This is a genomic window from Salegentibacter flavus, assembly GCF_900115145.1.
Lineage (GTDB): Bacteria > Bacteroidota > Bacteroidia > Flavobacteriales > Flavobacteriaceae > Salegentibacter > Salegentibacter flavus.
This window is the reverse complement of sequence record NZ_FOVL01000008.1, coordinates 106,167-130,799: the sequence shown is the minus strand read 5'-3', so window position 1 is coordinate 130,799 and position 24,633 is coordinate 106,167. Positions and strand designations below refer to the sequence as shown.

Here is a 24,633-nt window from a genome sequence, read left to right as displayed (position 1 = left end):
TTTTTTATTTTGAAGAAGGTGTAAATCCAGAGAAAACTCCGTCACTTCTTTCTGAATTCCAATTCACTTCAGGGGTACGGTAATAATTAACCTTCATTCTATCCAGTCTTTCCCCGTGTTTTCCAAGTCGGTTTAAAAAATCCTTATATTCCCGGTTTTCAGTTTTACTCCAACCCACTTCAGCCATAGCAATACTTCTGGGCCAGAACCTATCGTCAAGCGCTGAATCGCTTAAGACCATTTCTGTCCACACCGGTGCTTCCACCCCAAGTACATTGGGGTTATCAGATTTAAAATCATATACATTCTTTAAAGTAACTCCATCTTCCTTGCACCAGTTATTGGTAGACTCCTGACCTTCAACATTGGCGTGATCAAAATAGAAACTTGAGCAAATAGATTCAATAACCTTAACGTCTACTACACTTTCAACCTCCCCATGCCAGCGCTGACTGATAAAACTTGAATCAACCTCTGCCTTGGTAGCTTCTTCCCATCCTATGGTCGTTTTACCCAAGCCTCTCACGATGGAATCGGCTTTTACCATAAATTCTTCATATAACGGATCTTCGATCTCATCTCCTCCAATATGAAGCCAGGGTCCTTCGGTTATTTCAGCCATTTCTCCTAAAACGGTGGCTACGAAATCGTAAGTTTCTGGATTCTCAAGACAAAACTTGCTCCAACCAACATTGTATTCGTGGTATAATTCAGGAGGAGTAGCCCGGGCCGGAGTTAAATTGGCGAATTCATCGCAATTGAGTTCAGGGTAGGCCATTAGAGCAGAGTAATTATGACCCGGCATGTCTATTTCTGGAATAATTATAATATTCCTGGCAGCAGCATATTCCTGGATCTCTTTATATTCATCCTGGGTTAAAAATCCGGATCTCCCGCCTTTTACGGCTCCTTTACTACCAACTTCAGTAAGTTTAGGCAATTGTTTGATCTCAATTCTCCACCCCTGATCGTCGGTGAGATGAAGATGAAGACGGTTAAGCTTATAAAAAGCCATTCGGTCTATGTGTTTTTTAATGTATTCGGGACCAAAGAAACTTCTTGAGATATCGATCATTGAGCCGCGCCATTCATACTTTGGCACATCGGTGATGGCTACCTGTTTTAATTTAATCTCTTCAGAAATTTTTCCGGTTTCTATTTCTGCAGGAAACATTTGTCTTAATGTTTGGATCGCGTAGAACATCCCGTTTTCAGTTGCTGCTTCAAGTTCAACTTTATCGTTAGAAACATTGAGTTTGTAGCCTTCTTTCCCCAGACTTTCCTCGAGGGATTCGTCGATAACCAAAGAAAATCCGAGACAGTCTTCTCCCTCCATCGAGAAGCTTTCGCTATTGGTGTTTTTCAGCAATTGTTGCAGCCAGGCAGCCGATGCTTTCGCTTCGGAATTGTAACAAACCACTGTTTTTTCTGGAAGAGTAAAAACACCCTCTTTCCATTCAATTTCTGCCGGCTGCGGTATAATTGCCGGATTTTCTGCAGTAACTTCCTGAGCTATGCCACCAAATGGAAGCGATAACATCAGAATAAAAAATAAGTTTGATATCGTTTTTTTCATAACAAAAAGCTTTATTTAATTTTATGTCCTTTGGCTGCGAAGAACCAAATATAAAGGTAACTAGGTATTACAATCCAATAAGCCGATTGTGTATCAAAAGTATCAGCTAAATAACCATAAATAAGCGGTAGTATAGCTCCGCCGGCGAGCGCCATAATTAGAAATGAAGAGCCCATTTTAGTAAATCTTCCTAATCCGTTCAATGCCAGAGGCCAGATAGCAGGGAACACTAAAGCGTTGGCTAAACCTAATAACGAAATAAAAAGCACTGAAATATAACCATCAGTAAAAATCGCGCTCAGTCCAAGGATAATTCCAAGAATACCTGATATCTGCAGTGCTTTTTGCTGGCTGATATATTTAGGAATAGTGACCGTCCCAATTAAGTAACCCACAATCATTGCGATTAATGTATAAGTGGTAAAATATTTAGCAATATCTGTAGGAATACCCTGCCCATCACGGGCGTAACTAATTACGGTATCACCGGCAATTACTTCTACCCCAACATATAGGAACATTGCGAGGGTTCCCAATAATAAATTAGGAAACTGAAGAACGCTGGTTTTGCTTTTATTGGTAGCAGCAAGGGTTTCATCTTCCCTATCGGTTTCAATTTCAGGCAATGCCGAATAATAAATTAGAACTGAAAGACCAACTAAAATAACAGCCATAACGGCATAGGGCGTAATTACAAGAGAGGCAAGTTCATTTAATTCAGCTGTTTTTGCTGCCGCTCCCATTCCTTCCAGTCTTGCTTCTATAGCATCCATATTTTTTAATAGAATCGCACCAAAAATAATTGGAGCTAAAGCCCCGGCTACTTTATTGGCAATTCCCATTATACTGATTCGCTTGGCAGCACTTTCTATCGGGCCAAGAATGGTGATATAAGGATTTGCTGCAGATTGCAGTAAAGCAAGTCCCGTCCCCTGAACGAACAATCCAAAAAGAAACATTACATAAGTTCTGGACATAGCCGCAGGAATAAAAATCAAAGCACCAATTGCCATAACCACAAGACCAAGTGACATTCCGTTTTTAAAACCTGTTTTCTTTAAAACCCATGCAGAAGGGATTGCCATTACAAAATAGGAGATATAAGAAGCAAAAGCAACGAGGTAAGATTCAAAATTGTTTAATTGGCTGGCTGTTTTTAAAAAGGGAATTAGCACAGAATTTAGCCAGGTAACAAATCCGAAAATAAAAAATAACGCCCCTATAATGATTATTGATCTGTTGGTGTTTTGACTGCCAGATTGATCCTGTACTCCCATATTTTAATTTTATTAGTTAATTGTGATTTTAGAAAGCTTATTAATTGTTAATAAACTTAAAACAAAAATCCTACTTACAAAAAAAAGAAACTTTTTTAGAACGAATAGACACTTATCTAAGTTTTTTAATAAATATTAATAGATTTTCTATTTTTTTATTTATAAAAGAAGTCATAAAGTTTTTACTGCAAATCGAAACTTGTTTTCTATCTATATTGGAAACGGCTTAAATAAACTATATTTGTAGCCTTAAATTCGGGGCTGTCAAAAAGTGCTAGAAAACGTTAAATTGAATCTTATTGTATTGTTTTTTAGGTATATAAGAGAATTTGACTGACGAAACAAATCTTTTTGAACAGGCTCACTCAATATTTTTTATGAAGCATATTAGAAACTTCTGCATAATTGCACACATTGATCACGGAAAAAGTACACTGGCCGACAGGTTACTGGATTTTACGGGTTCGGTTACTGAACGCGAAAAACAGGAACAATTGCTGGACAGTATGGATTTGGAACGCGAGCGTGGTATCACCATAAAAAGTCATGCTATCCAGATGGATTATGTTCATGAAGGTGAAAATTATGTTCTGAACCTTATCGATACTCCGGGTCACGTAGATTTTTCCTATGAAGTTTCCCGGTCTATTGCCGCCTGTGAAGGAGCCCTTCTAATAGTTGATGCTGCCCAAAGTATCCAGGCGCAAACAATCTCTAACCTTTATCTTGCATTAGAAAATGACCTGGAAATCATTCCTGTACTAAATAAAATAGATCTTCCCAGTGCTAATCCTGAAGAAGTTACCGATGATATTGTTGACCTACTTGGCTGTGATGCTTCTGATGTTATTCCCGCCAGTGCCAAAACCGGCCTGGGAATAGAGGAGATCCTTCACGCCATCATCACCCGCATACCCGCACCTAGCGGAAAAGTGGATGCGCCTTTAAGAGCACTTGTTTTCGATTCTGTTTATAATCCCTTCCGTGGAGTGGAGACTTTGTTCAGGGTGATTAACGGAAGTATAAAAAAAGGTCAGCATATAAAATTTGTGGCCACAGGGAAAGATTATTACGCCGATGAAGTAGGAACCCTGAAACTGAAACAACATCCTAAAAATGAAATTAAAACCGGAGATGTAGGTTACCTCATCACTGGAATTAAAGATGCCCGCGAGGTAAAAGTGGGTGATACTATTACAGATGCAAAACATCCAACCACCGAAGCTGTTGCTGGTTTTGAGGATGTGAAACCCATGGTTTTCGCGGGAATTTATCCGGTAGATACCGAAGAATACGAAGAGTTAAGAGCTTCAATGGAAAAACTTCAGCTTAATGATGCTTCGCTGGTTTTTACTCCTGAAAGTTCTGCCGCACTTGGCTTTGGTTTCCGTTGTGGTTTCCTCGGAATGTTACACCTTGAGATTATCCAGGAGCGCCTTGAGCGTGAATTTGATATGACCGTTATTACCACGGTACCCAACGTATCCTACCACGCCTATACCAATAAGAATCCAGATGAGGTTATTCTGGTGAATAACCCTTCAGATCTTCCCGAACCTTCCTCCCTTAACCGTGTAGAAGAACCTTATATTAAGGCAAGTATCATCACCAAAGCCGACTATGTTGGACCAGTGATGAATTTGTGTATCGAGAAACGGGGAGAGATCACCAATCAAACCTATTTAACTCCCGAAAGAGTTGAACTAAGTTTTGATATGCCCCTGGCAGAAATAGTTTTCGATTTTTACGACAGGTTAAAAACCGTGTCCCGGGGATATGCTTCTTTTGACTATTCTCCTATTGGGTTACGAGAGTCTAAGCTTGTAAAAGTGGATATCCTGCTTAATGCCAATAAGGTAGATGCGCTCTCAGCATTACTACACGTTGATAATGCTTATGATATTGGGAAGAAAATGTGTGAAAAGCTGAAGGAACTTATTCCGCGACAACAGTTTGATATTCCAATTCAGGCCGCAATTGGCGCTAAGATTATCGCCCGTGAAACGGTAAAAGCACTTAGAAAAGATGTAACCGCCAAATGTTATGGTGGGGATATCTCCCGAAAAAGAAAACTTCTTGAAAAGCAGAAAAAAGGTAAGAAACGGATGCGACAGGTGGGGAATGTAGAAATTCCGCAGGAAGCATTTATGGCGGTTTTGAAACTTAACGATTAGTTTAAAAAAAAATTAAAATAGATCCGAACCTCACATTTCACTGTGGGGTTTTTTATGCCTTAAAATCTTCCGGTTTTTTCTCTTTCCTCATTTTTTTATTTTTGTAATTCTTCAAAATAATACTTAAAAATGGCAGGACATAGTAAATGGGCGAATATTAAGCATCGTAAGGGTGCTCAGGACAAGAAAAGGGCAAAGGAGTTTACACGGGCAATAAAAGAGATTAGTGTTGCTGTAAAAGACGGAGGTGGCCCCGATCCCGAAGCTAATCCGGCGCTGAGGAATGCTATTTCCAATGCCAAAGGGGTAAATATGCCCAAAGATACCATTGAACGCGCCATAAAAAAAGCCAGCGGTGCCGATGCCGATAATTATGAACTTGTCACTTTTGAAGGCTATGGTCCAAACGGAATTGCCTTTTTTATTGAGTGTACCACAGATAATACCAACCGCACCGTAGCATCTGTCAGGTCGATTTTCTCTAAAAACGGTGGAAGCCTGGGCACTAATGGTTCTCTTGAATTCCTTTTTGATAAAAAAGGAGTTTTCGTTATTGAACGGAATCAGATTGAAATGGATTTTGAGGAATTTGAACTGGAACTCATCGAAGGTGGTGCCACCAAAATTGAAAAAGAAGAAGATCTTCTCAGTGTTTATACTGATTTTACCGATTTCGGGTTAATGTCTTCCAAGCTGGAAGAACTGAACATAGAACCAAAAGCTTCAGAAATTCACCGCATTCCTATGAATACTTTGAAGTTACCAATTGAGGATGCTAAAAAGATCCTGAATCTGGTTGAAAAATTTGAGGACGATGAAGATGTTCAAAATGTCTATCATAACCTGGAGATCACCGATGAACTGGTAAGCGCTATGGAGGAATAATCCATTACTGTGGATACACAATTATCTTGGTGTTCTCTGCAAAATATTTTTCCAGTTTTTGAGGAATATTTTCAAGTATTGGCTGATGAACTATGGTTTCTTTGCGGCCCATTACCAGCATAATGATATCTTCAGATTGCACATTTTGAGAAATTATCAGGAAATCCTCCCAATTATCAAATTCTGTAAAAGTAAAGGGTGCCTGTAAGTTGAGATCATCTACCACTTTTTCGATTGCGTGCCAGGTCACTTTGCTGGAATATAGTTTTATAGGAATGCTCAGCTCTTCAGCAATAATTATCATTTTTTTTATCCATAATTCAAAACCTTCAAGGGTTTCGGTATAGGGTGGAACTGTGACCACCAATCCCTCATTTGTGGCCCAGGGCCTCTTCACATCGCATAGGAATAATGTTTTTTTCGTGTGATTAATTATGCCTTGCATTTTCTCTCCAATCACTATCCCGGGCCGGGAGCTTGTTGGCCATCCCATTACTATAATGTCTGAAATAAGTTCGCGGGATTTTCTTGCTATTCCTTCGGCCACATTCTGGTCTATGGTAGCGGTTATATCGACATCGGTTTCAGAAGCTGAGGCTTGTTTAACAAAATCTTCGAGCTTATTTTTTGCCTGGGCAATATTGAGTTCGGCCTGCTCATCGTTTGGAACAACTGAAACAATAGAAATAGGATTCAGCGAACTTTTATCTTTTATCAAGGTTGCAAATTCCAGCAACTTATCAAAATTAACGATATTGGCCAGTGGAAGAAGAATGCTTTCCATCTTGTAACTTTCAGATTTTTTTATCTCTTCAGGGTTTAACTCCTTCCCTTCTTCGGCTAGTTTTACCGCGGCCTTTTCCGTAGCGAAAGTGGCAACGATAGAAGTTAATAGAATAAGAATAATCGTTCCGTTAAGGATGTTGATATCTATGATCTCAGCATTATATCCCACAATTATTACCGCCAGGGTTGCAGCAGCGTGACCACTACTTAGACCGAAGATTACCTTTCGCTGAGCACTGGAGTATTTAAACGCCAACTGGGTGAAAAAAGCTGCCAGCCATTTTCCAGCGAGAGCAACGACAGAGAGGGTTACAGCCACTAAAATAGCCATATACCCGCTTAGAATCACGCTTATATCCACCAGCATCCCAACACTAATAAGGAAAAACGGAATAAAAAGGGAATTCCCCATAAATTCTATACGGTTCATAAGTGCGGAGGAGTGTGGTATTAACCGGTTAAGTGCAAGTCCGGCAAGGAAGGCTCCAATAATGTCTTCTACCCCCGCAAGTTCGGCCAGAAAAGCAGCAAGGAACACAACGGCGAGCACAAAAATATAATGGGCGTGTTTTTCTTTCTCCATGTGTGTAAAAAACCATTTGGCCAGCCGGGGGACCGCAAAGAACATTATGGAAATAAAAATACTCAGGGAAATCACTAATCTAATCCAAAAATCGGCGGTGAGTCCACCTTCCTGGGCATTGCCCATAATAACCGCTAGAATAATAAGTACTGCGGTATCGGTTAAAATAGTTCCTCCCACCGTAATAGCAATAGCCTCATTTTTTGCTACACCCATCTTACTCACTATGGGATAAGAAATTAACGTATGAGTAGCAAACATACTCGCCGTAAGAAAGCTCGCATTGAAGTCGTAACCTAAGAAGTAATAACATACAGGAAAGCCAATAGCCAGTGGCAGAATGAAAGTGAAAAATCCGAAGAGAAAACTTTTGTTCCTGTTCACCTTAAACTGGTTCATATCAAGTTCAAGCCCTGCAATAAACATGATATAAAGAAGACCGATCTTGGAAAAAAGATCTATCGCAGCATTCTGCTCCAGGAGGCCGAAGCCATAGGGTCCTATGATGATACCAGAAATAATCAGCACTATAATTCCTGGAATATTAATTCTCCTGAAAATAATTGGGGAGACCAGGATAATAACAAGAATTAGAGAAAAAACTAAAACGGGATTGCTGAAGGGCAATTCAAATTCGTGCTGCAAAATATCTAAAAACTCGTTCATCTAATTCCTTGTTGGTTGCTATAAAAATAGGAAAAACAATAGTTTCTAGTCAGGTAATTATCCAGTAAAATAAAAGTTGATTGTCAGAATAATTAATTCTTATGTGGTTGCAGGCTCCTCAGCATTTTGTTCATTTTCCAACACTTTTCCAAGATATACCAGTTTGAAACCTTCTTCGATTTCCACTTGTGAACTATTAGAAGGAATAATAGTGAATTTACCCTGCTTGTTCTTCACAAATAGGGGAAGTATATCAGGGCTGCTTTTGGTGATTTCGATCAGGCCTTCATAATGCTCTTTGCTATTTAGCTCTTTTTCGTGAATTTCGGGATATTTTCTGGCTAATTCCGTAAGCTTAATATAATCATCGGTATGAGAAAACAGTCCTTCTTCGGGATTGAGTTCAGGGTTAGTCATTTCATCAGAAGTGATCACTCTAAAGGAACCATTTTCCCCGAACTGTTTTTGGAATTTATTAATAGCGGTCTTGTTGATATCGCTATTCCCGGTCATAGCCATTAAATACCCAATATCGTTTAATTCGATGTTGTTAAAGAGATTATCTTCATAAACACTACCTTCAATGGCTTCTATTTCCATTTCTTTGGCTTTTTTAACATTATCCCTGTTACTATCCAGCAAGACTACATGTCTATTGTTTTCTTGTAAATATTTTCCTATTAATCTTGCTATAGAAGATGCCCCGATAATTAAAATCCCTTCGGATTCCTTAATAAATACCCCTACTATTTTAGCAAAAAACCTGGCGGTAGTCGCATTCAGAAGAACGGAGAACAGTACAACCATAAATACCAGGGGAGTGATATATTCGGCATCTTCTACCCCTTCGCGCACCAGGCGGAGTCCAAAGAGTGAAGCGATACCTGCTGCCACAATACCTCGTGGACCAACCCAACTAATAAAGGAAACCTCGTTTACTTTAAGACCAGAGCCCAAAGAGCTCAAAATTACTCCTATAGGTCTAACCAGTAAAACCACTATCCCAAAGAGAATAAGGGATTGCCAGTTATAAACCAGAAGCATTTCCTCAACTTCTATATTGGCGGCAAGAAGTATAAAAAGAATAGAAATAAGTAATACACTTAAAGATTCTTTAAAATAAAGAAGCTCCTTGATATTTGGAAGCTTTTTGTTTCCCATCACCATTCCCATAATAACCACAGCCAGTAAGCCGCTTTCATGTGCGAAAATATCTGCCAGGACAAAAACTCCCAGCACCGTTGCCAGGATAAACACGTTCAAAAGGTAATGCGGAATTATATTTTTCTTAATAAGAAAAGCCAGAATATTGGCGAATGTGAATCCGAAAGTGAATCCAAAGAGCAAGATCTTACCAAATTCAGTTAAGGCGGTTATCGTAAAATCCTGCCCACCTTCTACCCTGATAAATTCAAACATCAATACTGAAATAAGGGCACCGATGGGATCTATGAGAATTCCTTCCCATTTGAGAATGGAGGAAACATGTTTTTTAAGCGGAATATTCCTTAGAATAGGCGATATTACCGTTGGCCCGGTAACAATTATCAATGCTGAAAAAAGGAAGGAGATCTGCCAGGTCAAGCCAAAGATAAAATGTGCTGCAAGACCGGCTCCTACAAAGGTAACCAGGGTTCCTACGCTAATTAACTTTACAATTACGGGACCTATATTCCCTATTTCGCTTTTGCGTAAGGTTAATCCGCCTTCAAAGAGTATAATTGAAATAGCCAGGGAAACAAAATAAAACAAGCTTTCTCCCGGAAACACACCTTCACTTCCATTCCAAATGGGTTCCAGCCACTTAGTGCCATCTTCGGTAAAAAAAGTAGAAACAGGTCCTACCAAAAGTCCTATAAGAATTAAGGGGAGAATTGCGGGGGTTTTTATTTTCCAGGCCAACCATTGGGCCAAAATTCCAAGTATAACAAGACTTGCAAGTTCTAACATTCTTTTTTTATTTAAGCGGAATATTGCTATTTACAAAAATAACCTGATTTAAGAATGTTTTTGAAGAATTTTCTCATTTATTAAATGAAAAACTGCTTTTAATCACTATCAAGTTGAATTAATGAATTTTAGTTCGAAAAATATTAATATTTTGTAAGCCCTTTACACGACAAACCAGCTAAAACCTATGGAAGAATTAAATATCCTCAACCTGTTAATCATTCTTTCGAGCGCATGGATTGGCGGTTCAGTAGCTAAGAAAATTGGTTATCCAGCTATTCTCGGTGAACTTTTAATAGGTATTCTTCTTGGCCCCGCACTTTTTGGTCTTCTGGAAACTTCAGAGATGATCAATGTTTTAGCCGAGGTGGGAATTATTCTTCTTATGGTTTATATCGGGATGGAAATCAACTTCAGAGACCTGGGAAAAGCCTCCTGGGCGGGATTACTGGCGGCAGTTGGCGGGTTTATTGTCCCCTTTGCGTTAGGTTACTATACCATCCTTTACTTCGATGGAACACAAATGGCAGCGATTTTTGTAGCGATCGCAGTTGGGGTTACCTCGCTCGCTACAAAAAGCCGGATTCTTGTCGATCTTAAATTGCTCAACACCCGGATAGCCTATGTATTGATGGCCGGAGCTCTAATTTCAGATACTCTTGCCCTGGTGATCTTTGCCGGAATAATTAGTTATGTAGATGCCGGAAGCATAGACAGTTTAGGACTAATCTGGGTGGCTGCGAAGGCTATCTTATTCTTCATTTTTACCGCTCTTGCGGGGATTTACCTCTTGCCATTATTGGGAAAATATCTCTATAAAGCCAATATCACCAGCCGTACCCTGCATTTTACCCTTATTTTGATAATAGTTTTAGGTTTTTCTGAACTTGCAGAAGTTGCCGGGCTTCATAGTATCCTGGGTGCTTTTATGGCAGGTTTGTTCATAAGAGATGGGGTTTTTCAACGCCAGATCTCAAAAGATATCAATCATATTTTCCACGATGTTTCAGTGGGATTCCTTGCTCCCATTTTCTTTGTTTCTGCAGGATTTAATGTGACTTTAGATGTATTCCAGACCGATCTCTGGATGCTTGTAGTGGTTACTGCCGTAGCGATGATAGGTAAAATCGTGGGAACCGCTGTATTTTATCTTCCAAGCGGAAATGGCTGGCGCGAGGGAATTACAGTTGGAACCGGAATGAATGGGCGAGGAGCCGTAGAGATCATTATCGCAGGAATAGGTTTACAAATGGGGATTATAACTTCAGAGATCTTTTCTATTCTTGTTTTCATGGCGATATTCACTACTTTAAGTGTGCCGGTTATGTTAACCTGGACCACAAAATGGCTAAGAAGTCGGGGAGAGCTTATCACCCAGGAATCCCGATCGGGATATATTATTCTGGGAGCAAATCCGCTTGGTCTTTTTATCGCCAAACAGCTAAAAGGAGTACAGGAAATAGTAATCATAGATGGAAACCGGGAACTTGTTGCCGAAGCTAAACAGCAAGGTTATAAAACTGTTCATGGGAATATTCTTAAAGAAGAAACAATGGAAGATGCCGGGGCGATAGAAAAAGGAACTTTTATAGCTCTTACCGGAAACAGTGAAATAAATCTTCTCGCCGCTCAACTCGCCGATGATGCGTTTTTCATTCCCAACAAGATTGTGCTGGTTTCTCCAAATGAAAATGGCGTCGATGTAGACTTGCTGGATAAGGTTAATGCTACCTCGATGTTCGCCGACAAGACCGAGCTCGAACCCTGGTCAAACCGAATATCCACGGGCAACTTTCAGGAGAATAAACAGAAAATTGAAGAAGAAATAACTACCCGGGAATGGGTTAAGGAACATCAAAATAAAAATGCTGATTTTCTTCCTGTAATTATTATTAATCCTGAAGGTCAGAAGCGGCCATTTCATTACAATGATGATATTCTGCCAGGAGAACAAGTTTTATATATCTCTCCTGATTTCTGAATTTCCTGTTAAATATATTCCATCCTTGACCGAATGTTTAAACATGTATTATGCTTTTAGTAATTTGCGGGGGAAAAAAATCAGCATTTATGAAATTATATCCTATAGAAGCCGGGAATTTTAAACTGGATGGAGGGGCCATGTTTGGGGTTGTTCCAAAAACCCTCTGGAATCGTACAAATCCCGCCGATGAAAACAATATGATAGATATCGCTGCACGTTGCCTCTTAATTGAAGATGGTGACAAACTTATACTTATCGATACCGGTATGGGGGATAAGCAAAGCGAAAAATTCTTTAGCTATTATTACCGTTGGGGAGATCATTCTATAGATAAATCTCTTGAAAAGCACGGTTTTCACCGCGATGATATCACCGATGTTTTTATGACCCACCTTCATTTTGACCATTGTGGTGGAAGTATCCAATGGAATAAAAACCGTACCGGTTACGAACCGGCCTTCAAAAACGCCCGTTTCTGGAGTAATAAAGAACATTGGTTATGGGCAACCCAACCAAATGAGCGAGAGAAAGCTTCATTTTTAAAGGAAAATATTATTCCTATGGAACAAAGCGGGCAGCTTCATTTCGTAGAAAGAAAAGATACTGAAACTTTTAAACAATCAGAAAACCTGCCTTTTGGCGTATTGTTTGTAGATGGTCATACCGATAAACAGATGATTCCTCATATTACTTATAAAGATAAAACCCTGGTTTTCATGGCAGATCTTCTCCCCACAGCGGGGCATATACCGCTGCCATACGTGATGGGTTATGATACCCGCCCGTTACTCACCCTGCCCGAAAAAGATAAATTTCTAAAACAGGCTGCCGATGAAAATTTCTATCTTTTCCTGGAACACGATGCCCACAACGAAATCATAAGTCTTAAACACACTGAAAAAGGAGTAAGACTGGATCAATCTTTTAGCTTTAACGAACTTTTTAATTAAAAAATATGAAAATACCTTTTTTAAAACAGGTACTTGTAATAGCAGGCGCTGTAATTATCACAAGTTGCAGCAGTACGGCACCAAAAATAATCTCTACGCCAATCGCGGATATTGATTCTATTCCATTAAAAATTACAGATCTTTCTGAAACCGAATTAAAAGGCTGGGGCGGCGCAGATCTTTTAGCCGATACCATCCCTGGGATGAGCGTAAACCGCGCTTACCAGGAAATAATTAAAAACAATAAGGGTAAAAAAGTTATCGTAGCGGTTTTGGATAGTGGGGTTGATATACATCACGAAGACTTGCGAAGTGTAATTTGGGTAAATCGTGATGAAATTCCCAACAATGGAAAAGATGATGATAAAAATGGCTATGTAGACGATATTCACGGTTGGAACTTCCTGGGTGATGCCGTTGAAGAGAACATGGAATATACCCGTATTATGAAAAGGCTTCAGCCTAAATATGAAGGAAAACCGGCAAGTTCTATAAGTACCGCAGATCGCGCGGAATATATCTACTACCAGGAAGCAAAGGCCGAATACGAAAAGGAATACAACGAAACCCTTCAGAATAAAAATCAGTATGAAGCGATTAAAAAACAATTGTTAGCAGCCCACGCTGCTGTATCTTCTCAATTAGGAAAAGAAGATTATACCAATGAGGAGTTGAGGGCGCTGGAAACCACAGATCAGCAATTAGCACAGTATAAAGCAATGTTGCTTCAAATACAGGATAATGTTAATGAAAACATTCCAGAAGCTTTAGAAGAGCTCGATGAGGCCATTGAATATTATGCCGGAAGAATTGATACCCACTTTAATCTTGATCTGGACGGAAGAGCACCGGTAGGTGATGATCCCTACGATATCACTGATACTGATTATGGAAATAATAAAGTTGCGGGTCCCGATCCTAAAAAAGAGGACGTAAAACACGGAACTCATGTGGCCGGGATTATTGCTGCAAACCGGGAAAATAATCTTGGAATTAAAGGTGTTGCCAATAATGTGGAAATTATGGTAGTAAGAGCTGTGCCTGATGGCGATGAATATGATAAGGACATTGCCCTTGGGATTCGTTACGCCGTAGATAACGGGGCTAAAATTATTAATACCAGTTTTGGTAAATACTTTTCTCCAAATCCCGAATGGGTGGAGGAGGCGATAAAATATGCTGCAGAAAACGATGTGCTTATCGTTAATGCCGCAGGGAATGAAGGAATAAATCTTGATCAAAAAAGGATTTATCCAAATGACCAGACACCCGAAAATCCACAAGAGTTTTCCAATAATGTCTTAAGTGTGGGAGCTCTTAATTTCGATTATGGTTCCAGATTGGTAGCCGGTTTTTCCAACTATGGTAAGCTTAATGTTGACGTTTTTGCGCCGGGCACAAAGATTTGGTCCACCACGCCCAATAATGAATATGAATATATGCAGGGTACATCTATGGCAGCTCCTGCGGTTTCAGGAATAGCGGCATTAATACGATCTTTTTATCCTAAACTTTCCGCACCACAGGTAAAACAGATCATTATGGATAGTGGGATAAGCACCAAGACTTCAGTTTTAGTAGGAGAAGAGGGCAAAAACACACAAAAATTCGATGAACTCTCTGTTTCAGGAAAAATGGTAAACCTTTATAACGCCTTAATATTAGCATCACAAACCAAATAATCAATTTTATGAAGAAAATATTTCTAAGTTTAACTGTACTGGCAACCTCATTAATGGTAGCCCAAAACAGTACCAGTTACTGGCAACAGCACGCAGACTACAAGATGGAAGTAGATATGAATGTAGAAAACTTCCAGTATACAGGAACCCAGGAACTAGAGTATACCAACAATTCTCCCGATACCTTAAACAAGGTGTTTTATCATCTATTTTTCAATGCTTTCCAACCAGGGAGCGAAATGGACGTGCGTTCCAGAACCATCCAGGATCCGGACAGAAGGGTAGGAGACCGAATTTCGAAATTAACTCCTGAACAACAGGGATTTTTAAGAGTTTCCAGCCTAACACAAGATGGAACAAATCTTAATTACGAAGAAGTAGGAACCGTCCTGGAGGTGGAACTTCAGAAGCCTATTCTCCCTGGAGAAAAAACCGTTTTTAAAATGGAATTTAACGGGCAGGTCCCTGAACAGATCAGGAGATCGGGAAGAAACAGCTCAGAAGGAATAGCTCTTTCCATGTCCCAATGGTATCCTAAACTGGCCGAATACGATTTTCAGGGCTGGCATGCTGATCCTTATATTGCCAGGGAATTTCACGGCGTTTGGGGTGATTTTGACGTCGAACTAACCATAGATAAAAATTACACCGTAGCTGCCACTGGATATCTTCAGAATGCCGATGAAATTGGTCACGGATACAGTGAAGAAGAAATTGATGCCCAGGGCGATACGCATACCTGGCATTTTGTGGCTCCTAAAGTTCACGATTTTACCTGGGCTGCAGATCCTGAATATATTCACGATGTAAGAATTGCCGAAGACGGAACCGAACTTCACTTTTTCTATAAAGACAACGAAGAAATCAAGGAAAACTGGAAAAGGCTTCAGTCTAAAACAGAAGAGTTATTACTGTTTTTTAACGAAAAAATCGGTCCATACCCATGGGATCAATACACTGTAGCCCAGGGGGGAGATGGAGGTATGGAATATGCTATGCTTACTTTAATTACCGGTGAAAGAAGCTTTCAAAGCCTGGTAGGTGTCACTGCTCATGAAATGGCTCACGCCTGGTTTCAGCATTTAATGGCGACTAACGAAAGCAAGCACGAATGGATGGACGAAGGTTTTACCTCTTACATTTCCAGTAAGGCTATGAATCGCGTTATGCAAACCGATGCAGAGAATCCTCATACAGGTTCGTATCGTGGATATCTTCAACTTGCAAATTCAGGGGTAGAACAACCACAAACCACCCACGCCGACCGTTACTCCCTTAATGCGGCCTACGGTGCTACAGCCTATTCTAAAGGTGCTGTTTTTCTTGCACAACTTGGCTACGTAATTGGAAGAGAAAATTTAGATAAAACACTTAGAAGGTATTATGAAGATTGGAAATTTAAACATCCAACACCAAACGATTTTATTCGTGTTGCTGAAAAGGTTTCCGGTGCCGAACTTGATTGGTATTTAATGGACTGGACCCAAACCACCAATCAAATAGATTATGCTATTAAAAATGTTGAAGAAGCAGATAAAAATTCAACAAAAATCACTTTGGAGAGAATTGGAGAAATGCCAATGCCGGTTGAATTAAGTATAAGATTTGCCAATGGAGATCACCAAATCCATTACATCCCACTACAGATGATGCGATGGGAAAAAGAGCCTGAAACAGAAAACTGGATTCAGGAAAAAGACTGGGCCTGGGCATATCCTACTTATGAACTCAGTATAGATAGCCCCTTAAGTGAGATTGAAAGTATAGAAATTGATGATACTCAACTTATGGCCGATGTAAATAGAGAGAATAACGTTTATCCATCAGAGACTTCTGAAAAAGAATAAACTCCTCTTAAAACCTTACCTGAAAGCCCTTCCCAACTGAAGGGCTTTCTTATTATATGAAACCAGCATGCTTCTGGACCCAAAAAATGGCAACACACAGGAGTAGGATTATAAGCCTGTGCCTATTGCCAAATCCTGGTTAAAAAATATAAACAGATGAAAATAATTTTTAGTTCATGTAACCAGGATTAAAACCTATCCTTACTTTTGGGGTATGGATGAGCGTTTTGGAAAACAGGATAAATTAAAAAGTGAAAGGCTTATAGAAAAGCTGTTTACCGAAGGAAAATCGGTTAAGAAATTTCCCTTAAAATTGGTTTATCTTCCAATCAACGCTTCAGATGCTCCGCAATTAAAAACAGGAATTTCTGTACCTAAAAAACTGGTTAAAACCGCTCCCGGGCGCAACAGGATTAAACGCCTGATGCGTGAAGCTTTCAGAAAAAATAAGTATCTTGTAACCAACAACATACCGGGTTCTTATGCCTTTATGTTCATCTATATTTCCAGGGATAAAACAGATTATGAAAGCTTGAACAGGACGATGATAAAGCTTCTTAAAACCTTTGTTGAAAAGGAAAAACAGGAATAAAGGGAATCTCCCCGGCCCGCTTAAAATAATTTAAAATGAAAAAGAATCTTATAAAAAAAGCCGGAATCCTGGTATTGGGAGCCGGACTTATTTTCAGTACGCTTGGGTTTAAATCAGATTTTTTTGAAATAGCCAAGCAGATAGAAATCTTCACAACCCTTTTCAAAGAGATCAATATGAATTATGTAGATGAAACCAATCCTGCAGAACTTATGGATACGGCAATCCAGGCTATGTTGGCAGATTTGGATCCTTATACAAATTATTGGAACGAACAGGATGTGGAGGCCGCAAAGATCAATAATTCAGGAGAATATACCGGGATTGGAGCTTTAGTGAAAGCAACGCCCGAGTATATCAAGGTTATTGAACCCTACAAAGATTATCCTGCCGATAAAGCAGGTTTAAAGGCCGGAGACGAAATAATTGAGATTGGGAATATCAAGGTTTCAGATTTTAAAGAAGACGCAAGAGAGCTTTTAAATGGCGCTGCAAACTCAAGCCTTAAAATTACCTTTAACCGGAGAGGAGAAACAAAAACCACCAGTTTGGTGCGGGGAGCCGTAGATCTTAAGGCGGTTCCTTTCTACAAACTTCTTGAAGATAACACCGGGTATATTGTTTTATCGCGTTTCAATGCAAGAGCTTCTGCAGAAACTTCCAGGGCCCTTAAAGATTTAAAAAACCAGGGTGCAGAAAAGATTATTCTGGATTTAAGAGGAAATCCAGGCGGCCTTTTAGGCGAAGCGATAAATGTGAGTAATATTTTTCTTCAGAAAGGAGAGTTGATTACCACCACAAAATCTGTAATAGAAAAATACAACAAGCAATATTTTACGCAAAAAGAACCTCTGGATACGCAAATTCCTTTAGTAGTTATTGTTAACGGTAGAAGCGCCTCGGCAAGTGAGATCGTAGCGGGTGCAATACAGGATCTTGACAGAGGTGTAGTGGTTGGTGCCCGAAGTTTTGGAAAAGGACTTGTGCAAAGGCCAAAGGAATTAGCTTATGGTACACAACTTAAAGTAACTATTTCGAGATATTATACGCCTAGCGGAAGATGTATTCAGGCTTTGGATTATAGAAGCCGGGATGAAAAAGGTGATGCTGTAAAATTTGAAGATTACAATGAGTTTAAAACCCGAAACGGTAGGAAAGTATTTGACGGGGGAGGAATTCTTCCTGATGTGAAACTGGAAACCTCAGAATACAGCGATATAACCAATGCATTATTGCTGGAGGATGCAATTTTTGATTTTGCCACAGATTATTATTATACGCATAAACTTGAAAATCCTGAGGATTTCAGGTTTACCGAGAATGATTATAAAAACTTCAGGAATTACCTTATAAAAATAGATTTCAATTATCAGACTAAGACTGAAAAAGAACTGGAAGAGGTGTTAATTGTGGCTAAAGAAGAAGGTTATGAAAAGGATATAATCGGTAATTATAAAGATATTTCAGAAGGGCTTAACCAATTAAAAAAACAGGAACTACAAAATAAAAAACCTGAAATAGTTAGTTTGCTCACCGATGAAATTATAAAGCGTTATTTCTACAAAGAGGGGCTTTATGAACATTATGTTGAACATAACCCTGAAATAATGGAATCGCTGGCGATACTTAATAATCCCAGCCGATATTCGGGAATTTTAAAATAGTTATTCTTTTACCATCGCGATATGGGGGATGCCATCTTCCAGGTATCCTTCCCCGGTGGTTTTAAACCCGTGCGACTCATAAAAATCTATTAGATATTGTTGCGCAGAAAGTTTTATTCTGGTGGTTTTATAACGCTCTTCAATAGCCTTTATAGAGGCCTCCAGAATTTCGTGACCATAACCGAATTTTCGGTAATTTTCTTTAACAATCACCCGGCCTATTGCTGCTTCTTCGAAGTAAAATCCTTGCTCAAAACAGCGGGTATATGCAACCAGAACATCATCTTTATAACCCAAAATATGCAATGCTTTTTGGTCTTTACCGTCAATATCCTGGTAAACACAGTCCTGTTCTACTACAAAAACTTCAGAGCGAAGCTGCAGGATTTGGTATAGCTCATTTATACTGAGTTCTTCAAAGGTTTTGATTAGGACTTCCAAAATTAAAATTGAATATTTATTTAGGTTTTTACAAAATGATAGACATTAAAATAGGTGCCAGCAATAAAATGAAGTTCAGATTTTCTGCTGGCAAATTTTTAAACCCAATTTTAGCGATGTAATTTTTTAAATAGAAATCATATCGCTAAAATCTTACAGGTATTAAAAGCTTATTACTTCTGAACAGGAATTTTATCAATCCTGTTTTGATGACGACCACCTTCAAAATCGGTTTCAAGAAATATCTTTACCATATCCAAGGCTTGATTTTCTGAAACAAACCTGGCAGGAATACTTAGGATATTTGCATTGTTATGTTCGCGTGCAAGTTTGGCTATCTCACCAGTCCAACAAAGAGCAGATCTTATTCCCTGGTGTTTATTAGCGGTCATATTGGCGCCATTTCCACTACCGCAAATAATAACCCCAAAATCTACCTTATTGTTTTCAACATCGTCGGCAACGGGATGTACAAAATCAGGGTAATCTACGCTATCTTCGGAATCGGTTCCATAGTTAATAACTTCAATTCCCCTTTGTTTAAGGAGGTTTGCCACCTTTTTCTTATACTGAGTTCCGGCGTGATCATTTCCTATTGCAATTTTCATAGTTGTGTGTTTAGAGGAAACAAAGATAAAAAAAGCACTTATTAACCCCGCCAAAATGGATTGTTAATTACTTTTTAATATGTGTTTAAAATCAAGGCTTTAATATTTACAAGGACATGTGGATAACCTATGATGAGAATATGAGAACCTTATTTGGAGAATAGAATTTTAATTTCAATAGCAATTTTAACCTGAGTAAATCAAATTATAACCCGGTTATTTCTTCTCAAGTTATGAGCATTCAAAAACAGGTTGTGAACAAAGTTGAAATCATTAAATATCATCATTTTTAATTAAGATTTTCTTTTTAACGTTTGTTAACTAAATCCTAAAATTCCAAGATTTCCAGATACTTAGAATATTTTATACCTGTTAACAAGATGTTATCAAAAAGGCTTAACTGAAAAATCAAATTTTAGGAAGAAAAATTGTTGCACAAGTTAACAGACTATAATAACATCCATTTTTAATTTTTATAAAAAGAAAAAGAAATGATAATTATATATATAGTTAATAACTAAACTACTTTTAAATGCAGATTTGTATTTAAAAAATCCTCAATGATCTTTCTTGCCTGATTAAAATCTTCCTGGTGAACTAATTAAGGTATCCCTCCAAAAGCCTTAAATAAAAAGGTAAAAGGCTGGCTAGAGTTTCGTTCCTTTTTAAGAAAAAAATACCTTGTTCTTCCAGTAGTCCTTGTATTAACAGGTATTCCTATTGATAATAGAAGCTGGCTAAAAGCAAATAAGCTTTCATAGGCTTCCCTGATTTTTATAAAATTAAAATGTTATTCCTGAAACGTAATACTGGTGTAGATTTCCTCCTGTGAAATAGAAAAATTATAAATTTCGATCTCTGTTTTTTTATTGAGAGAATTATTAATAATGCTTACATAGAACAACACCCCGATAATAAATATCAGGAAGAACAAAAGAGATATTTTGGTTGGACTGTTCATTAACAAGCATTATAAAAATCAAATTTAGGTCTTAAAAGTTCTATTGATGTTAAATCAAATTTAAGGAATTTTTAAGATATTTATAACCAAATTATTTTTGAATCCAGAAATCAAGGGTTTTCCCTTAGTATTGATAATCAGTTAAATAAATCCAAAAATACCGTCCTAAAATTGCATTAACAAAACTTTACATTCAAAATATATTCATGTGATTTATAAGCTGTAATTTTATATTTTTAATAATACATATGAATAAAAAGAAGAAAAATACGTCTAAGGTGCCGGGAAATCTGGATAAGAGCATTATTGATATATTACGAAAAAATGGCGGTGAAGCCTTTAATTATAAACAAATTGCAGCTAAACTAGAGGTTAATGATGCCAATAGCCGGAACCAAATCATTAAAAAACTATCCCAATTAGCAGCTAAAAAACAGATTGAAGAGGTAGAACGCGGTAAATTTAAAATTAATGATCACCGTGATTATTACCGCGGAATTATAGATATGACTACTAAAGGTTATGCCTATGTGGTTGTGGAAGAACTCGATGATGATGTTTTTATATCCCCTAATCACCTGAATACAGCTTTTAACGGAGACGAAGTTGAGATATATATCTATAATCGAAGGCGCAATAAAAAATCTGAAGGAGAAGTAACTAAAATTATTAAGCGTAAGCGCACAGAGTTTGTTGGGGTGCTTCAGCTCAAAAAAGATTTTGGTTTCGTGGTTATAGACGATCCTAAAATGTATACCGATGTGTTTGTTCAAAAGAACAAGCTCGGTGAAGCTCAAAATGGCGATAAAGTAGTTGTTGAAATTGAAGAATGGCCCGAAAAAGCCGATTCTCCCTTCGGAAATATTAAAAAAGTACTGGGAACGCCCGGCGAACATCATACAGAAATACATTCCATTTTAGCCCAATACGGTTTACCTCATGATTTTCCACCCGAAGTAGAGGAATTTGCCGATAAAATTGATACTTCCATAAAAGAAGAAGAGATCAAAAAGCGACGGGATATGCGTGATGTTTTAACCTTTACCATTGACCCGGAAGATGCCAAGGATTTTGATGATGCCTTGAGTTTTCAGAAACTTGAAAATGGCAATTACGAAATTGGAATTCACATTGCCGATGTTGCTCACTATGTACAGCCAGGAAATATTTTAGATGAAGAAGCCTATGAAAGAGCAACCTCAGTTTATCTTGTAGACCGTGTAGTTCCTATGTTACCGGAAGTGCTTTCCAACAATGCCTGTTCCCTGAGACCAAACGAAGAAAAATATACTTTTTCTGCGGTATTTGAAATCGATAAAAACACAAAGATCATAAAGGAATGGTTTGGGAGAACGGTAACTTTTTCTGATGCGCGTTTTGCTTATGAAGAAGCTCAGCATATTATAGAAACTAAAGGAGGAGACATTCCTGCAGAGATTTCTATTCAGGAGGAGGCTTATTCAGTTAAAGATGAAATTGTTGAAGCTGTGACGGTAATGAACGATCTGGCCAAAACTATGCGTTCTAAAAGAATGCGGGAAGGAGCTATTTCTTTTGATAAAGTGGAAGTGAAGTTCGAACTGGATGAAGAGAATGAACCAGTAGGAGTTTTCTTTAAAACTTCCAAAGATGCCAATAAACTTATCGAGGAGTTTATGTTACTGGCCAACCGAAAAGTTGCCGAATTTATTGGAAAACAGAAAGAAAAGAAAACATTTGTTTACCGTTGTCATGACGAACCAGATGATTCTAAACTTGCTTCATTAAGCAATCTGGTTGCAAAATTTGGTCATAAACTAAATCTTAAGGATAAAAAATCTGTTAGTTCTTCGCTTAATAATTTATTGGAAAGTGTTCAGGGAACCAAGGAGCAAAACCTTGTAGATACCCTTACTATTCGTACGATGAGTAAAGCTTATTACGGGACTGAAAATATTGGCCATTATGGGCTGGCATTTTCTCATTACACTCATTTTACCTCGCCAATTCGTAGGTATCCGGATGTTATGGTACACAGGTTATTGCAGAGATATCTTGACCAGCAACCATCGGCAAAAGAAGATGAATATGACGAAAAATGTCATCATAGCAGTGAGATGGAAAACCTGGCAACAAATGCCGAGCGGGATTCCATTAAATATATGCAAGTAAAATATATGCAGGATCACAACGATGAAGAGTTTCTGGGAGTTATTTCAGGAGTAACAGACTGGGGTATTTTTGTGGAGATCATTCAGAATAAATGTGAAGGGATGATACGACTTAGGGATCTAAGAGACGATCATTATGAATTTGATGAAGAAAATTATGCAGTAGTAGGTCGAAAAACAAAAAAAACCTATCAATTAGGGGATGAGGTTTATGTAGGCGTAAAAAATGCCGATTTAGTTAAAAGACACCTTGATTTTAATCTTATAGGATCTAAAAAAGAGGTTGAAGAAGCTTAATTTAAATTTTTTGATGATGAAGAATTTAATAATGGTTTTTGCCATTCTCTTTTCCGGTACTTTATTGAGCCAGGAAGAGATAACCCACCAGCTTGAAAGTTTTTCGGAAGTAAAAGTATACAATGGCCTGAAGCTTAATTTGCATTATGCCGATGAGAATAAGGCCGTAGTTACAGGCGAAAAACGTGGTGATGTTCAATTTGAGATTGAAGATGGAATTTTAAAGGTAAAGACGAATATCGATAATATCTGGAAAGAGGATAATACCAAAGTTGATCTGTATTTTAAATTTATTAAAAATATAGATGCAAGACAAAATTCATCTGTAGAACTCCCGGAATTATATAAAACCGAAGTGCTTAACCTGGAAGCTTCTGAAGGTGCCGAAATCTATGCAGAAATTGAGGTTCAAGACCTTAGTGTAAAAAGCCTCACGGGTGGGGAAGTAGAAGTGAAGGGCAAGGCCGAAACCCAGGATGTTAAAATAAGGGCTGGAGGCCAGTATTATGCACGCTATCTCGATTCCCGTAATATTTCAATAAGTATTAGTGCCGGTGGCGTTGCCGACATAAATGCCTCCGAAAAAGTTGATGCCAAGGTTAGAGCTGGTGGAACAGTAAATGTTTACGGAAACCCCGAAATAATCGATAAAGACACTCTTTTTGGTGGTAAAGTGAATAGAAAGAACTAAAACCCAACATTTGCATTATATTACCGATGTATGATTCAAGACCTCTTAGCGGCAATTCCACTTGGTTTTTTTCTGGCTTTTCTCCTGGGACCGGTATTTTTTGTATTACTGGAAACTGCTGCGATTAAAGGTTTTAGAGCGGCTTTTTCCTTTGATGTTGGCGTAATAATCGCTGATGTTGTTTTTCTTTTTATCGCCTATGTAAGTACCACTAAATTACTTAAAAGTATCAAAGATGATCCCGCCTTATTCATTTTTGGCGGAGTTATTCTGGCCACTTATGGAGTGATGAGCTTTGTACAAACTAAAAAGGTCTTGCAGCAGGAAGATGAAACTCCTGAGATACGAAAGCTCAAAAAAAGCGATTATATGGGCCTGGCCGTAAAAGGTTTCCTACTTAATTTTATAAATATTGGTGTTTTAGGCTTCTGGCTTGGGCTCATTATTGTATTCGGTCCCAAACTCGAGATGGAAGGTAACCGTATTTTAGTTTTCTTCGGAAGTGTGTTGGCTACATACCTTATCCTGGATATTTTTAAGATCTTGCTGGCTAAAAAACTTAACAGAAAACTTACTCCCAACCGTATTTACGCTATGAAAAAGGGGATAAGTGTGCTACTTATTGTTTTTGGTGCAATACTTATTAGTCAGGGGCTTTTTCCTAATCAGGTAAATAATATTACCGACCAGATAGAGACCATTACCCCTGCAGATAGCCTTTCAGAATAAATTATTTAAAAGTTGAATTTTTAGAAATAAAAAAAAGCCCCTTAAAAAGGAGCTTTTTGAGGCATCGAGCGGATTCGAACCGCTGTACAAGGTTTTGCAGACCTCTGCCTAGCCACTCGGCCACGATGCCGTTTTATACG

The 24,633-nt window shown here is 38.4% G+C and carries 18 protein-coding genes and 1 tRNA gene; 11 read left to right on the top strand and 8 right to left on the bottom strand.

Features of this window, described 5'->3' with window-relative positions; genetic code table 11:
* Nucleotides 1-4: 4 nt before the first annotated feature.
* Both BM266_RS08320 and BM266_RS08315 read right to left on the bottom strand, forming a co-directional pair.
* Complete coding sequence (locus tag BM266_RS08320; protein WP_093408234.1) at nucleotides 5-1,576, bottom strand: beta-N-acetylhexosaminidase; 1,572 nt, start codon at nucleotides 1,574-1,576, stop codon at nucleotides 5-7.
* An 11-nt stretch (nucleotides 1,577-1,587) separates the two neighbouring features.
* Complete coding sequence (locus BM266_RS08315) at nucleotides 1,588-2,853, bottom strand: sugar MFS transporter (RefSeq protein ID WP_093408231.1); 1,266 nt, start codon at nucleotides 2,851-2,853, stop codon at nucleotides 1,588-1,590.
* A gap of 377 nt (nucleotides 2,854-3,230) precedes the next feature.
* Between BM266_RS08315 and lepA the strand changes: the two genes are divergently transcribed.
* Nucleotides 3,231-5,027 (top strand): translation elongation factor 4, encoded by a 1,797-nt coding sequence (gene lepA, locus BM266_RS08310; protein WP_093408229.1) that lies wholly within the window; start codon nucleotides 3,231-3,233, stop codon nucleotides 5,025-5,027.
* Nucleotides 5,028-5,156: 129 nt separating this feature from the next.
* Nucleotides 5,157-5,912: a YebC/PmpR family DNA-binding transcriptional regulator gene (locus BM266_RS08305; protein WP_093408226.1), complete on the top strand. Its 756-nt coding sequence runs from the start codon at nucleotides 5,157-5,159 to the stop codon at nucleotides 5,910-5,912.
* Between the two features lie 4 nt (nucleotides 5,913-5,916).
* Here BM266_RS08305 and BM266_RS08300 read toward each other — a convergent pair whose 3' ends face one another.
* Together BM266_RS08300 and BM266_RS08295 are read right to left on the bottom strand one after the other, a co-directional pair.
* A complete protein-coding gene (locus BM266_RS08300; RefSeq protein WP_093408224.1) occupies nucleotides 5,917-7,947 on the bottom strand; it encodes a cation:proton antiporter in 2,031 nt (676 codons plus the stop codon).
* Between the two features lie 99 nt (nucleotides 7,948-8,046).
* Nucleotides 8,047-9,897, bottom strand: a complete 1,851-nt coding sequence (locus tag BM266_RS08295; RefSeq protein WP_093408222.1) for a cation:proton antiporter — start codon at nucleotides 9,895-9,897, stop codon at nucleotides 8,047-8,049.
* A 187-nt stretch (nucleotides 9,898-10,084) separates the two neighbouring features.
* Here BM266_RS08295 and BM266_RS08290 point away from each other — a divergent pair, with 187 nt between their 5' ends.
* From BM266_RS08290 to BM266_RS08265, 6 genes are all read left to right on the top strand, one after another.
* Nucleotides 10,085-11,878, top strand: a complete 1,794-nt coding sequence (locus BM266_RS08290; RefSeq protein ID WP_093408220.1) for a cation:proton antiporter — start codon at nucleotides 10,085-10,087, stop codon at nucleotides 11,876-11,878.
* Between the two features lie 89 nt (nucleotides 11,879-11,967).
* Nucleotides 11,968-12,831: an MBL fold metallo-hydrolase gene (locus BM266_RS08285; protein ID WP_093408218.1), complete on the top strand. Its 864-nt coding sequence runs from the start codon at nucleotides 11,968-11,970 to the stop codon at nucleotides 12,829-12,831.
* Between the two features lie 5 nt (nucleotides 12,832-12,836).
* Nucleotides 12,837-14,513 carry a S8 family peptidase gene (locus tag BM266_RS08280; RefSeq protein WP_093408216.1) on the top strand — a complete coding sequence of 559 codons (1,677 nt, stop codon included), beginning with the start codon at nucleotides 12,837-12,839 and terminating at the stop codon, nucleotides 14,511-14,513.
* A gap of 8 nt (nucleotides 14,514-14,521) precedes the next feature.
* Nucleotides 14,522-16,360 carry a M1 family metallopeptidase gene (locus BM266_RS08275; protein WP_093408213.1) on the top strand — a complete coding sequence of 613 codons (1,839 nt, stop codon included), beginning with the start codon at nucleotides 14,522-14,524 and terminating at the stop codon, nucleotides 16,358-16,360.
* Between the two features lie 214 nt (nucleotides 16,361-16,574).
* Entirely contained in the window at nucleotides 16,575-16,952 is a 378-nt protein-coding gene (gene rnpA, locus BM266_RS08270; RefSeq protein ID WP_093408211.1) for a ribonuclease P protein component, read from the top strand.
* A 35-nt stretch (nucleotides 16,953-16,987) separates the two neighbouring features.
* A complete protein-coding gene (locus tag BM266_RS08265) occupies nucleotides 16,988-18,616 on the top strand; it encodes a S41 family peptidase (protein ID WP_093408208.1) in 1,629 nt (542 codons plus the stop codon).
* On the opposite strand, the gene BM266_RS08260 is transcribed toward BM266_RS08265, so the two are convergent.
* The 3 genes from BM266_RS08260 to BM266_RS17080 all read right to left on the bottom strand — a co-directional run bounded on the left by BM266_RS08260 (nucleotide 18,617) and on the right by BM266_RS17080 (nucleotide 20,626).
* Complete coding sequence (locus BM266_RS08260) at nucleotides 18,617-19,060, bottom strand: GNAT family N-acetyltransferase (RefSeq protein WP_394333122.1); 444 nt, start codon at nucleotides 19,058-19,060, stop codon at nucleotides 18,617-18,619.
* Nucleotides 19,061-19,230: 170 nt separating this feature from the next.
* Nucleotides 19,231-19,665 carry a ribose 5-phosphate isomerase B gene (rpiB, locus tag BM266_RS08255; protein ID WP_093408203.1) on the bottom strand — a complete coding sequence of 145 codons (435 nt, stop codon included), beginning with the start codon at nucleotides 19,663-19,665 and terminating at the stop codon, nucleotides 19,231-19,233.
* Between the two features lie 790 nt (nucleotides 19,666-20,455).
* On the bottom strand, nucleotides 20,456-20,626 hold the full coding sequence (locus BM266_RS17080) for a hypothetical protein (RefSeq protein ID WP_175494781.1): 171 nt from the start codon (nucleotides 20,624-20,626) through the stop codon (nucleotides 20,456-20,458).
* Between the two features lie 248 nt (nucleotides 20,627-20,874).
* Here BM266_RS17080 and rnr point away from each other — a divergent pair, with 248 nt between their 5' ends.
* The 3 genes from rnr to BM266_RS08240 are packed head-to-tail and all read left to right on the top strand — an operon-like array spanning nucleotide 20,875 to nucleotide 24,493.
* Nucleotides 20,875-23,073 (top strand): ribonuclease R, encoded by a 2,199-nt coding sequence (rnr, locus tag BM266_RS08250; protein ID WP_093408200.1) that lies wholly within the window; start codon nucleotides 20,875-20,877, stop codon nucleotides 23,071-23,073.
* Between the two features lie 13 nt (nucleotides 23,074-23,086).
* On the top strand, nucleotides 23,087-23,764 hold the full coding sequence (locus tag BM266_RS08245) for a head GIN domain-containing protein (RefSeq protein ID WP_139220610.1): 678 nt from the start codon (nucleotides 23,087-23,089) through the stop codon (nucleotides 23,762-23,764).
* Nucleotides 23,765-23,794: 30 nt separating this feature from the next.
* Nucleotides 23,795-24,493 (top strand): LysE family translocator, encoded by a 699-nt coding sequence (locus tag BM266_RS08240; RefSeq protein ID WP_093408195.1) that lies wholly within the window; start codon nucleotides 23,795-23,797, stop codon nucleotides 24,491-24,493.
* Between the two features lie 59 nt (nucleotides 24,494-24,552).
* On the opposite strand, the gene BM266_RS08235 is transcribed toward BM266_RS08240, so the two are convergent.
* Nucleotides 24,553-24,623: transfer RNA gene (locus tag BM266_RS08235), tRNA-Cys, on the bottom strand.
* Nucleotides 24,624-24,633 lie beyond the last annotated feature (10 nt).